This is a genomic window from Limnospira sp., assembly GCF_051859755.1.
GTDB lineage: Bacteria > Cyanobacteriota > Cyanobacteriia > Cyanobacteriales > Microcoleaceae > Limnospira > Limnospira fusiformis.
This window is the reverse complement of record NZ_JBIMLI010000044.1, coordinates 1-12,738: the sequence shown is the minus strand read 5'-3', so window position 1 is coordinate 12,738 and position 12,738 is coordinate 1. Positions and strand designations below refer to the sequence as shown.

Genomic DNA, 12,738 nt, shown 5'->3' with positions numbered 1-12,738 from the left:
TTGCGTGTGCTAAATAACCAGAAAATGAATTTTGCTTAAAAGATACTTATAAACCTCATCAACCCCAAAACATTACTAATCGGATTTAAGGTATTAAAAACCGTACCCATTCCCTCCCGAAAAGCCGCACCCCCTGAACGGTTCACCATAACTACATCGTTATTTCTCAGGACCGGATTATTAGCCTCATTCACATCATCCGATAGATTAACCGAGATCACCCTTCGGGAAACAGTCCCATCCGGGGATATACGGATGAGTTCTACCCTATTGGAGTCAGCCTGACCCCGTTTCAGACCTCCCGCCGCCAGAATCACCTGGTTTAGGGAACTGTTGGGGGGTAGACTAATCGCCCCAGGTTGTAGAACCTCCCCCACCACACTAACACGCATTATACCCGGAGAAAAACTAGCTGTTGCCACATTACCAGAAACTGTAGCATCTACAGTCCCCCCTTTAGGCACAATAATTGTATCCCCCCCTTGTAAAGCAATATCCTCCTGGAGATCTCCCTCTTGTAGAAGTTTCCATAGGTCAACCATAACAGTTTGTTCCGTCCCTGTACGACTAATGCGCCGCACCTGAATTTCTCGAATATTTGCTTCCGGTGTAATTCCCCCCGCCGCTTTAATAGCCCTGGTGACTGTATACACCCCAACCGGATCAACTCCAACTATACCTCGCCACTCCGATACATTTTCCCCCTCAGTCCCAGCCATGGTGTCAATGCTAAGGATATGGGTTCCTGGTCGGTTCACCTCCCCCACCACCGCCACATTAATCGGTCCGTCAGCATTACTAGCAAAATTAGCACTAGACAACTGACGCGCTTCGTGGCGATTAATATTTGTAACAGTCGGAATATATATCCTATCTCCATCTCTCAGGGCTAGATCTTGACTCAGGTCACCATTTTGGAGAAGTTCCCACAAATCAAGATTAACAATAGTTTCCTCACCTCCCCCCCCAGGACGACGGATTTTTACCTGGCGAATATCGGCGCTAGTAGTTATTCCCCCCGCCATTCGCAAAACACCTGTCACAGTAGCAGCATTAGAAACACCTCCCATATTTTGACTCTGGGAATTACCCGATACCATATAAGAACCGGGTCTCTTAACTTCCCCAGCGATCGCTACTTGAACAGGTCTCCTCTCTAATAATTTTACCGTAATCAGTGGTCGTTGTAAATATTCCCCATATCGTTCTTTCAGCAGTTCCGAAACTTGATCAATTGTCATTCCCTGAACCGTCACTCTCCCAATTAACGGGAGGTTTAAACTTCCATCTACTGACACCTGATGACGACCTCTTTCGCCACTATATTCGGGAACATTGAAAATATCAATTTCTATGGTATCACCCGCCCCTAAAATATATTCCCCCACCACCAGAGGAGACAAATTGTTAGCCCCATTATTACCATGATTAATTGTCGGCATTGGTGGCGGTGGTAAAAACTCCCCCCCAGCCGGGAGAGACATCAACAGCCATGTTAACCCCACACAGTTGACTGTTAATCCGAAAAAACATATTTTTTGGGTTGTATAAATCAGCCCGTTTTTGAGAATTTGATTATGTTTGATGATATTATCCATTTCAATAAAATTATCCGCCTATTTTCAGAATCGCCGAATTGTGTTATAACTATATTCTGTGATTGACAATTGCCGAGATTGATGGAACAATTGCAAACAGATGTTTTAGTGGTTGGTGGAGGTGCTGGGGGAACTGCCGCCGCCCTCCAGAGCGCCCGTGGTGGGGCTAATACTATTTTAGTGAGTGAATTTTCCTGGTTAGGAGGAATGTTAACCTCCGCCGGAGTAGCTGCACCAGACGGGAACGAATTAGTAGCCTTTCAGACGGGTCTATGGGGTGCTTTTTTAAGAGAACTTAGACAAAAACAACCCACGGGTTTAGACTGGGGATGGGTTAGTTTTTTTAATTATGACCCCCGCATAGGCGCGCAAATTTGGTCAGACTGGGTAAAATCTCAAAAAAATCTACATTGGATTTCTGGATATGCACCCCTAGAAGTATTGCGGAAAGGCGATCGCATTACTGGGGTGAGATTCCCAGATTTTACCATTAATGCCCAGGTTACCATTGATGCCACAGAATTAGGAGATATTTTAGCTCAAGGTGAAATTCCCTATCGCTGGGGTTGGGAATGGCAACAGCAATGGCAAGAACCTAGCGCCCCAATTCAATCTAGCCAATTTACCGATAATTGTCCAGTACAAGACCCCACCTGGGTAGTATTATTACAGGATTTTGGCGAAACACAAGCCCCAGCCATTAAACCTACCCCAGAAGCCGATTTTAGCAAATTTCAGGGCGCTTGGGATGGCTACGACCCCCAACAATTCCTCAACTATGGTCGCCTACCTGGGGGGTTAATGATGATAAACTGGCCCCATAAAGGCAATGATTACGGGGTAGGATTGGATCGTTTGATTGCTTCAGCGCCACAAAAACAGGCATTCTGGCGGGAAAGTCTACAGCATAGTCTGAACTTCGCCGCCTTCATTCAACAGCACCTAGGAAGGCGCTACGGCTTGGCTGAGAGCATATTTCCCCATACCATGTCAGCTTGGAAAACTGACCTAGGCTTAACTCCTCAGCAACTTGGCGCTTTTGCTATTCATCCCTACTACCGAGAAAGTCGCCGTCTGTGTGGAGTCCAAACGATTACAGAAAATCATATTTTACCTGTCTCAGGAAGTCGCGTCGCCGCCTTACCTATAGACCACAATGGACAATGTGAGGCGATCGCCATTGGTAACTATCCCAATGATCACCACTACAGCGCCGGGTTACTACCAGTTAAACTTAAACTCTTACGCTGGGGAGGTCGCTGGACGGGAACCCCCTTTACTATCCCCTATCGTACCCTAATTCCAGAAACTACAGAGGGCTTAATTGTGGCTGAGAAAAATATTTCCGTTTCCCATATCGCTAATGGCGCTACCCGTCTACAACCTGTGGTTTTGGGTATCGGACAGGCGGCGGGAATGGCTGCGGCTTTATCTGTCCAACAGCGCATATCTCCCCGAATGCTATCAGTGCGATCGCTTCAACAAGCACTATTAACCGACCCCATAGCCCCCGCCGCCATTATTCCCCTGTTTAACCTTACAGGCGATCGCGCCGATTGGCTCAAATGGCAACAATACTATTTAGACCACCCACAAGCCTATCCCATAACTGGTGAAGTTCCCCCACCCGACCCCCACCCGACACAATTAATATCACCCTCATTATCAGAATTTAGCGGACAATTTCACCGCCACCCAGACCACGAATATTCCCTCACCCTCTCTCAACCTCACTCACTCCTCGGTCAGGTATTGAGTCTCGTTACCCTCCACCCACACATTAATCAACAATTACAAACCATACCTACCGCTACCCCCATCACCGTTTGGGGACGACACAACTCCGCCGGTCGCTGGCTACTTGTCGAAGTCATCAAAGAGTTATGTTAAGTTTTGTAACAAAAAAAATCGCCTTTTATGACTGGGGGGGTTGACAAAAGCGATCGCCCTGTGGTAGTCTATGTAATAATGGGAATATTAACAATTTTATTTTTTGCCTACATATTACCAAACTAATCTGTACTATCTTAATAATACCACTACCGTCCGAAAACTGTCAACCCCCAGCGGTAGATGCCAGCGCCACAAGTCAAGTATTGTAGGGCTGAAGGAAAAAATTATCAGATTATCCTGATGTAGGCCTATTGGGTTGGTATCAGGAAATGGACGCTTTAATACGGACATTTCTATGAAACTCAACCCTACATTTGGCTTTTCTATGTTGCTGTTGTTAGGCATGAGCAGTGCCGCCCAAGCTATGGAAATAAGACCAAGCAGACAGCAATTAGAATCCATGACTAACCAATATATGCTCTCAGCGCAAACGGAGCATCATGGCTCCCGCAGTCCCTGGCAAGGAACACCCCGACGGGGATTTGCTGAGACATTCGAGCAAACATCTCCATCAGAATCCCTGTTTCCCCATCGTGGCAGTGGCAGAGCTAATCAATGACTGATGATTCCGGTACAAAAATCCCCTTCTAGTGTCATGTTTTAGCCCCAATAAATTTTAGAACATAAATCCGAGCATTTGTCAACAAATACAACCAATCTATAAAGACCACAACTGCCGAACATTTCCATTAGTTTATGGATGTTGGGCGGTTTTGTGTGTATAATAACGATATCTCAATCAAACTCATCTCAATTGGAAAGCCCTGAGTGCCGAGGGTGCATCCAAACTACTATATTACCGATTGAGGAAAGGCCAGGTCAGTTGTCTAATCAAATAGGTTGCGCCCGGTCATAAGTCCCCGTGGCAGACCCATACTAGCATCAGGGATAGAAACTGCGCGGTCTCCAGTCGTTTATTTATTTACTCAGCAATAGATCTGGGTAATATCACCCATTCTCACTAATGGGGATGATACCATTCATCCCATATATTATTTATGAAATTCCAGGGATTATCATGAAAAAAGATACAGATCTGATCAAAAGCCTTAGCCCCAGCGCCATGGATCAGATCATGCTTTATTTGGCTTTTAGCGCCATGAGAACCAGTGGGCATAGACATGGGGCTTTTTTAGATGCGGCGGCAACTGCGGCCAAATGTGCTATCTATACAACTTATATGGAGCAGGGTGAAAACCTCCGCATGACTGGACACCTACATCATATTGAACCCAAACGGGTGAAAGTGATTGTTGAGGAAGTGCGGGAAGCCCTGACGGAAGGGAAGCTCTTAAAAATGTTGGGTTCTACGGAACCCCGTTATCTGATTCAGTTTCCCTATGTGTGGTTAGAACAGTACCCCTGGCAACCGGGAAAAGCCAGAGTCCCCGGCACGAGCTTAACTCAAGATGAAAAACGGGTAATTGAAAGTCGTTTACCCAAGTATTTACCCGACGCTCAATTGATCAATTCTTTTCAGTTTATGGAATTGATCGAGTTTCTTCACAGACGTTCCCAAGAAGACATCGAACCTAGTAGACGGATGCCATTAAGTGAAGCCTTAACAGAACATATTAAACGGCGCTTGATCTACTCTGGCACGGTGACGAAAATAGATTCTCCTTGGGGGATGCCTTTCTATGCTCTGACCCGGGCTTCCTATTCTCCCGAAGATCAGGAAGAACGGACCTATATTATGGTGGAAGATACGGCGAGGTATTTCCGTTTAATGAAGGACTGGGCGGAACGTCAGCCCAAGGTAATGCGGGTTTTGGAAGAATTGGATATTCCGAGCGATCGCATTGAGTCGGCTTTAGAAGAGTTAGATGAGATTATTCGCCAGTGGGCCGATCGCTATCATGAGATCGGAGGTGAACCCATGGTCCTGCAAATGGTCTTTGGACCCCAGGAGACCGATTAACCCCCCTTTGGTAATCTCTCTGGAAAATAGCCGTTTTTTATGGCTCGCCACAGGGTAGGATGTAACGATGTGAAAGCTATGGCAGAATCGACCATCCATGACCCAGGACCAGATAGCCGAACAGCTTCTGGAGTTGGCGGCAAAAGCCGGAGCCGAAGTGGCGGAGGTATTCCGAGCTAGGTCCCAAGCTCGCCCCCTCTTTTTTGAAGCTAACCGACTCAAACAAATCGAACGCATTGAATCAGAGGGAATTGTTCTGCGATTGTGGCGCGATGGCCGCCCCGGATTGGCTGTCGCCCACGGTGCAGTACCCCCTCAAAAATTAGTGGAGCGAGCGATCGCCCTATCAGCCCTTAATGACCCCGAGACTATTACCATAGCTGATGGTAGTTCCCTAAATCACTATCCGGCGATCGGAAATTCTATGGAAGTAGAACAGCTTATGGCTTGGGGAAAAGAGACTATTGGCTGCATTCGAGACATTTACCCAGATATTATCTGTTCGGGAGAATGGGATTGTGAAGTAGAATCAACCCGCCTGATTAATTCCAGAGGTCTTGATTGTAGCCACACCGATACAACCCTCAGCGCTTATTTAGAAACCGAATGGGTGCGCGACAGTGATTTTCTCTACATTTCCGACGGTCAGACTCAACGGGGTAGCCTTGAACCACAGTTATTGAGCCAACGCATTCTTCAACGGCTGGAATGGGCTAGGGAAAACGCATCCCCCTTGGTTGGGCGTGTCCCCATTTTATTTACCGCTAAAGCGGCAGATATGTTATGGGGTACAGTTTCCGCCGCCCTCAATGGTAAACAAGTCCTAGAAGGGTCTTCTCCGTGGAGCGATCGCCTCGGAACTCAAGTTGTGTCTACCTCCCTTACCCTCTCTCAGAAACCCGCCCTAGGGCCGTTTAGCTGCCCCTTTGATGATGAGGGAATCCCCACTCGCCCCATTGTCTTTATTCAAGATGGCATACTCAAGCTATTTTATACTGATTTAACCACTGGGCGCACCCTCGGTAGTGGCACCACAGGGAACGGGTTTCGAGCTGATTTAAATAGTTATCCCATCCCCGGATTATTCAATTTGTTAATTGAACCGGGACGCGACTCTATGCAAGACTTAATTAAACAGCTAGACCACGGTCTAATTATTGATCAGATGTTAGGATCTGGTGCCGGAATTACTGGGGAATTTTCCGTTAATGTCGATCTGGGATATCGCATTGAAAATGGTCAGGTTGTCGGTCGGGTTAAAAATACCATGGTTTCCGGAAATGTCTACACCGCCTTAAAACAAGTGGTTAGTGTGGGAGGAGATGGTAACTGGAATGGTTCCATTTATACTCCATCTCTGATTGTCGAAGGGTTATCTGTTACCGCCAGAAGTTAATCATCAACATTTGATTAACGCCAATTTTTCTCGGCTTGGTCTAAGACATAGGCGGCGACCTGTTGAATTTCCGAGACACTCAGACGGTCAGAATAAGCCGACATATTGCTTTTACCATTAGCCACAATTTCTGCGATCGCCTCTATTGAGTCGTAGCCATTCCGTTGGAGAGCCCGCTGTTTCAGATTTTTACCCCGCCTAATAATGTTACCACCACCAGCATGACAGCCCACACAGTGGACGCTAAAAATTTCCCCCCCCTTCTCAATATTCAGATTATCTGCGATCGCCTTTGGTGTCCAACAACCCCACAATAAACTAACACTCAGCAGTAAAATAGTTAACAGATTTCTCATGATCATCAATTTTTGTTAATCGCTTTCTCGTATTCCTGAGACTTACTTAGACTCGGTTGTAGGTATATTATAAGCCGGAATGGTAATCCTAAACTCTGTACCTTGACCAGGTTCTGAACAACAGTTGATTTTACCTTGGTGTTTTTCTACCACAATTTGATAGCTGATAGACAAACCTAAACCTGTACCTAATCCTACCGGTTTAGTCGTAAAGAAAGGGTCAAAGATATGAGATTGAATATTTGACGGGATTCCCGGACCGTTATCAGCTATGGAAATTTGCAAGCAATTTTTACCATTATCGATATCAGGAATTAAAGCAGTGCTAATCATGATTTGGGGTGAAAAATTATCCTCTGGATGTTCTTTAATATGAGATTCCATAGCATCTATCGCATTACTTAGCATATTCATAAACACCTGATTAAGTAATCCCGCATAGCATTCTACAGGCGGAATATCACCATAATTTTTCACGATTTCAATGGTGGGATGATGAGGTCTAGGCTTCAGACGATGTTGCAGAATTAACAGAGTGCTATCAATACCCTCGTGAATATCAACTGATTTGCGATCGGCTTGCTCAAGACGGGAAAAATTACGCAGAGATAACACCAGTTGGCGAATTCTTTGGGATCCTATCTGCATTGATGCCAGAATTTTCGGTAAGTCTTCCTGAAGAAAATCTAATTCGATTTCCGTTTCATAGCTTTCAATCTCCGGGTGTCTTTCGGGATAGTATTGATGGTAAAGGAGGATGAGTTTAAGTAAACTATCGCTATACTCGTTCACATAGCTTAAATTCCCAAAAATAAAGTTAATCGGATTATTAATTTCGTGAGCGACTCCAGCCACCAACTGACCCAGACCTGACATTTTTTCCGTTTGAATAAGTTGGCTTTGGGTACGTTTCAGTTCATCCAGAGTCTTTTCTAACTGTTCCGTTTTCGCTTGTTCATTATCTAAAGACCTTTTGAGTTCAATAGTCCGCTGCTGTACCTGTTTTTCTAGGGTACTGTTTAATTCTTGAACCTCTCGATACAGCATATATTGTTGAATAGCCATGGAAAAATGTTTCCCTAATGCTTGACCTAAGCTGATTTCATCCGCTGTCCAAGGTTGGGCTTGACCTTGTTTGAACTCCCGCCACACTTCAAATGATTGTCTGGGCATCATTTGTTTTAAACTAGGCTCAAAACGTCCCGCCCAGATGGTTTCTGTGTCAATTTCATTACGAAAAATAGTTAGACATCCCAGGTTATTATGGCGGTATTGAATCGGAAATACTAACAAACCCCGAATGGCCGTAGCTTGAAAAGCTGGGGTAAAAATTCGCAGTTCTGATTCTCTATATAAATCTGTAATCGCCCAAATATTCCCCCTACAACTATCAAGCGATCGCCTACCACTGTTACACTTAAACCCCTCTCTGAGCCACTTTTGCCAGAGGGGATGTTCTTCCATGATTGATTTGGTTTCCCATGAAGGCATCGTCGGCTGTTCACCACAATAAAACACCTCCGGGGTCTTTTCAGGATGAGATTGGATATATAGTCGCCCTCCTGAACCTTGGAAGTCCTCCACAGTCGCCTCTAAAGCCGCTTGTAACTGAATCGTCGGCTGTTCATGCAGGAGAGAAGCTACCTTATTAATAGTAGCTTCTAACATCGCCTGTTTACGGGTTTTAGCCAGCATATCAGCTTGACCAATGGCTATGGTCATCTGATCGACAACTAATTGCAAAATCTGCAATTCTAATGGGGAAGTTTCCCGGGGCTCAGAGTGGTGAGAAACCAATAACCCCCACAATTGATTTGATGAGGTTGAAAACTGACCAGATCGGGATTTATCATGGTTTTGCCCCGAGTACAGAATCGGTACAACTACCGAAGACTGCACTCCCATCGCCGTCAGATAACTGATATGACAAGGGTCTACAGATCTCGATTTTATTTCTGTCGTCGGTAGCGGTTCCCCCGTTTCTGGAGAGTCTAGGGGACTTATACTTATGGTTCCAGAGTGGACATTAACTATGGTTCGCTGCCGAAGTTTTACATAGCGATCGCGTGCTTCTTGGGGAATATCATCCGCCGGAAAATGCAACCCTAGCAAAGAAGGAAGGCGATCGTCATAAATCGACTCCGCCACTACTTCACCACTCGCATCTTGATCAAATCTATAGATCATAATCCGGTCTGTTCCTAAAAATGAACGGACTTCCGCCACTGTGGCTTTCAGAATTTCTGGAAGTTCTAGTGATTGCCGAATCCTACTAATGATTCGACGTAGCAAAACTTGATGATCAAGTTGAGATTTAAGGTCTTGTGCAGTGTCCACAGTGTACATAAGTTTCCTGATTGGGGAGGCAGTTTCCAGAATCCCGTTGAGATTCTCTCTATTTAACTACAATGCTAAATTAGGTTTTACTATTTTTCACAGATATTTAGTCTGCTTTGGTGATTTAAAATTGCTGCTCTTTTCAGAACATTGGTGGCTACTACGATATGTCGATTGTAGTTATTCTAACAAAACAATGAGAGATTCCCATCCAATACCTGGCCAGGGAACTTCATTATTTCACCTTAATCTCAATCATCCACAATCGATAACTCTATGATTAGGGTTATGTTAAGTATTGTAACAAATTGTTAAGTTTTGTTGCGGAAAATTTTTTTGCTGGGGGGTGCTTGTCTTTTTGGTCGGCTTCTGGTATACTTTTAGATAATGGGAATAGTGACAATTTTGTTATTTGTGGCTAGATTTTCATTATTTAACTGTACATCAATATACTACCATTAGTTCCCGGTGCTTGTCAACCCTTAGGGCGGGGGGCGGCGAAAAATTTTTTTTTTGAAAATAAGCCCCCTGGGAGAGACTTGTGGGGGTTTAGCACAACCCCTAAATCAACAAAACTGATTCCGGGTGAAAATCAGAAAGGACTCAATTTCTTGATAGCGCGACCAGCCACATCACCATAGCGAAGGTCGCCAGAGAGGATTTTAGTCATCAACTCAGTAGCAGCAGGAACTTTAACCGCCGCCTTGTAACCAATACCAGGGAAACTGTAGAAGACACCAGCCAACCGTGAAGCCCAAACCATATCTACGCCCCATTCGGTTCGGATAATTTGGGTATATTTTTCGAGTGCGCTTTGGTCACCACCGATCGCCATATCGATCGCCTCTGCGGCTTTGATACCGGTCAAAATAGCGGGGCGGATACCTTCCCCAGAGAGGGGGTCAACAATACTAGCAGCCTCTCCGGCGATGAGAGCATTTTGACTATGAAGGGTGCGATCGCCATCCCAAAGTCGCAAAGGATGTTCAACAATAGGGGAATTAGGATTTAGCCCCAAGGCTTTCAGGTATTGGCTCAAATCTTGGCTCAAATTTTTAGGTTCTTTTCCCCGGAAAGTAGTAGTGCTAACCGTGTAACCATCAGCCTTGGGAAACCCCCACAGACTGCCATTTTTCACCATACCAAATTCAAAAGTTGGCACATCTGATAATTGAGTAGCTTCCGTGACCATAGCCAGTCGGGGATTAGACTGTTTGAGGCGTAACCATGAAGCCACAGGGCCTTTTGCGCCATCTGCTGCAATCAGATATCGACCTGTGAGGGTTTCACCATTAGCAGTAGTTAATTGCCAACTGTCGCCTTTAAACTCAATAGCAGTAACTTCCGTATTAGGTTGGAAACTAGCGCCTTGATCTTGAGCCTGCTGGATAAGGAAAGCATCAAACACATCTCGGCGGACCATCCACATAGGTTTTGATATAGCAGTTTCGGCGGGGTCAGCCAGTTTGAAAGTGTAACGGATTTTATCAACAGTAGTGGATATGGCGGGAGTAAAATCAAAATCAAACCAGGCGGCGATCGCCGGAGAAACCCCACCACCACAGGGTTTATTTCGCGGCCAGGAGTTTTTTTCGACCACCAGAGGATTGCGCCCGCGTTTAGCGAGATGATAAGCCGCCGCCCCACCAGCGGGACCAGCTCCAACAATGATACAGTCAAACATAAATTTCCGTGATTAACCTTTGTTTACATCAAGGGGGGGTTGCGGGTGGTTTTGGGGGATGAACCCCCAAGAGAATACATCAGACGGTCATAATATCCTTTTCTTTGGCTTCGAGTAGTTCATCGACCTTGGCTGTGTATTTATCGGTGAGTTTTTGAATTTTGTCTTGAATATCGCGGGATTCATCCTCGGAGATATCCCCGTTTTTTTCTTGTTTGCGAACGGAGTCGATCGCATCTCGGCGGATATTACGAACTGAGACCCGGCCTTCTTCGGCATATTTTCCGGCAAGTTTGACAAATTCTTGGCGGCGTGCTTCCGTCAGCGGCGGAATATTCAGACGTACAACTGAGCCATCGTTATTAGGTGTCAGTCCCACGTCTGACATAGAAATAGCTTTCTCAATGTTGTTAAGAGAATTGCGATCGAAAGGTTGAATAGTAATAGTCGAAGCATCAGGAGTGCTGATACTTGCCAAAGATTTAAGAGGAGTCGGACTCCCGTAGTATTCTACGGTAATCCGGTCTAATAGGGAAGCATTAGCCCGTCCGGTGCGAATCGTATTAAAAGATCGCCCCGTAGATTCTAAGGCTTTTTTCATCAGGTTTTCAACATCAGCTAACTTCACAAGAACCTCCGACATAAGTTCCAACAGTTTCACCGACCACAGCCCGGCCAATATTGCCACGCTCAGTCAGGTTAAATACAATAATAGGAAGATTATTTTCTTTGCACAGGGCGATCGCCGTACTATCCATCACCCGTAGGTCATGGGTCAGCACATAGCCATAGGTAAGAGTATTATAGCGACGAGCATCAGGATTAACTGCCGGGTCACAATCATAAATTCCATCTACCTTAGTGGCTTTAAAAATCACCTCTGCGTCAATTTCCGCCGCCCGCAGTGCGGCTGTGGTGTCCGTGGTAAAAAACGGATTACCCGAACCCGCCCCAAAAATCACCACCCGGTTTAGTTCCAAATGGCGAATAGCTTTGCGGCGGATGTAGGGTTCAGCCACTTCCTGCATAGCGATCGCCGTTTGTACACGAGTCGGCACACCTATTTGTTCTAGGGCATCTTGTAAGGTGATCGCATTCATCACTGTAGCAATCATACCCACATAGTCTGCGGTTGCCCTATCCATTCCCGCAGAAGCCGCTTTCATTCCTCGGAAGATATTACCGCCGCCCACCACAATGGCTACCTGCACCCCTTTATTGACCACATCAGCAACTTCCTGGGCGATTTCCTGAACCACAATCGGGTCTATGCCATATCCCAGGCTACCCATAAGGGCTTCACCGCTGAGTTTCAGTAAGATCCGTTTATATTTTGTCCCCATTTAGATCCCCTATTGACAATGGCTATATCCCATCTACGGATTACGCAGATATAAGGTTCGGTCCCAATTCAAGATACCAGAAAGCTGTTATTAATCTCAGGTTTTTTGTGAGAGCCAGAATTTAATCCAAGATTTGCTTGACATCTTAGGACAATAAGGTACAATACCTAAAAAGATTCGCAACTCAATAATGAGTATACGGTCAAACCC

10 protein-coding genes are annotated in these 12,738 nt (G+C 45.5%); 4 read left to right on the top strand and 6 right to left on the bottom strand.

Annotated elements, in window-relative coordinates; genetic code table 11:
- Window positions 1–35: 35 nt before the first annotated feature.
- Window positions 36–1,598, bottom strand: a complete 1,563-nt coding sequence (locus tag ACTIE0_RS10100; RefSeq protein ID WP_006670111.1) for an SLBB domain-containing protein — start codon at window positions 1,596–1,598, stop codon at window positions 36–38.
- A gap of 81 nt (window positions 1,599–1,679) precedes the next feature.
- Between ACTIE0_RS10100 and ACTIE0_RS10095 the strand changes: the two genes are divergently transcribed.
- The 4 genes from ACTIE0_RS10095 to ACTIE0_RS10080 all read left to right on the top strand — a co-directional run bounded on the left by ACTIE0_RS10095 (window position 1,680) and on the right by ACTIE0_RS10080 (window position 6,808).
- Window positions 1,680–3,488: an FAD-dependent oxidoreductase gene (locus ACTIE0_RS10095; RefSeq protein ID WP_006670112.1), complete on the top strand. Its 1,809-nt coding sequence runs from the start codon at window positions 1,680–1,682 to the stop codon at window positions 3,486–3,488.
- Between the two features lie 298 nt (window positions 3,489–3,786).
- Window positions 3,787–4,050, top strand: coding sequence for a heterocyst-inhibiting protein PatX (gene patX / locus ACTIE0_RS10090; RefSeq protein WP_006670113.1), 264 nt, complete (start codon window positions 3,787–3,789; stop codon window positions 4,048–4,050).
- Between the two features lie 459 nt (window positions 4,051–4,509).
- Entirely contained in the window at window positions 4,510–5,412 is a 903-nt protein-coding gene (hetR, locus tag ACTIE0_RS10085) for a heterocyst differentiation master regulator HetR (RefSeq protein WP_008051392.1), read from the top strand.
- 97 nt (window positions 5,413–5,509) lie between these two features.
- Window positions 5,510–6,808 (top strand): TldD/PmbA family protein, encoded by a 1,299-nt coding sequence (locus tag ACTIE0_RS10080; protein ID WP_006670114.1) that lies wholly within the window; start codon window positions 5,510–5,512, stop codon window positions 6,806–6,808.
- A gap of 14 nt (window positions 6,809–6,822) precedes the next feature.
- On the opposite strand, the gene ACTIE0_RS10075 is transcribed toward ACTIE0_RS10080, so the two are convergent.
- The 5 genes from ACTIE0_RS10075 to pyrH form a co-directional block, all read right to left on the bottom strand.
- The gene (locus tag ACTIE0_RS10075; protein WP_006625205.1) at window positions 6,823–7,170 is read right to left on the bottom strand and encodes a c-type cytochrome; all 348 of its coding nucleotides are present in this window, start codon (window positions 7,168–7,170) and stop codon (window positions 6,823–6,825) included.
- A 36-nt stretch (window positions 7,171–7,206) separates the two neighbouring features.
- A complete protein-coding gene (locus ACTIE0_RS10070; protein WP_439516892.1) occupies window positions 7,207–9,510 on the bottom strand; it encodes a GAF domain-containing sensor histidine kinase in 2,304 nt (767 codons plus the stop codon).
- A gap of 583 nt (window positions 9,511–10,093) precedes the next feature.
- Entirely contained in the window at window positions 10,094–11,185 is a 1,092-nt protein-coding gene (locus tag ACTIE0_RS10065) for a geranylgeranyl reductase family protein (RefSeq protein ID WP_006625208.1), read from the bottom strand.
- A 79-nt stretch (window positions 11,186–11,264) separates the two neighbouring features.
- Window positions 11,265–11,813: a ribosome recycling factor gene (gene frr / locus ACTIE0_RS10060; protein WP_035759499.1), complete on the bottom strand. Its 549-nt coding sequence runs from the start codon at window positions 11,811–11,813 to the stop codon at window positions 11,265–11,267.
- On the bottom strand, window positions 11,800–12,528 hold the full coding sequence (pyrH, locus tag ACTIE0_RS10055) for a UMP kinase (RefSeq protein ID WP_006670118.1): 729 nt from the start codon (window positions 12,526–12,528) through the stop codon (window positions 11,800–11,802). The genes frr and pyrH overlap by 14 nt, the downstream gene beginning before the upstream one ends.
- Between the last annotated feature and the right edge of the window lie 210 nt (window positions 12,529–12,738).

What these genes read in the sequence shown, in the direction of transcription:
- ACTIE0_RS10065 (WP_006625208.1), bottom strand. Translation starts at nt 11,185, where the DNA reads ATGTTTGACTGTATCATTGTTGGAGCTGGTCCCGCTGGTGGGGCGGCG.
- ACTIE0_RS10075 (WP_006625205.1), bottom strand. Translation starts at nt 7,170, where the DNA reads ATGATCATGAGAAATCTGTTAACTATTTTACTGCTGAGTGTTAGTTTA.
- patX (WP_006670113.1), top strand. Translation starts at nt 3,787, where the DNA reads ATGAAACTCAACCCTACATTTGGCTTTTCTATGTTGCTGTTGTTAGGC.
- hetR (WP_008051392.1), top strand. Translation starts at nt 4,510, where the DNA reads ATGAAAAAAGATACAGATCTGATCAAAAGCCTTAGCCCCAGCGCCATG.
- ACTIE0_RS10095 (WP_006670112.1), top strand. Translation starts at nt 1,680, where the DNA reads ATGGAACAATTGCAAACAGATGTTTTAGTGGTTGGTGGAGGTGCTGGG.
- ACTIE0_RS10080 (WP_006670114.1), top strand. Translation starts at nt 5,510, where the DNA reads ATGACCCAGGACCAGATAGCCGAACAGCTTCTGGAGTTGGCGGCAAAA.
- ACTIE0_RS10100 (WP_006670111.1), bottom strand. Translation starts at nt 1,598, where the DNA reads ATGGATAATATCATCAAACATAATCAAATTCTCAAAAACGGGCTGATT.
- pyrH (WP_006670118.1), bottom strand. Translation starts at nt 12,528, where the DNA reads ATGGGGACAAAATATAAACGGATCTTACTGAAACTCAGCGGTGAAGCC.
- ACTIE0_RS10070 (WP_439516892.1), bottom strand. Translation starts at nt 9,510, where the DNA reads ATGTACACTGTGGACACTGCACAAGACCTTAAATCTCAACTTGATCAT.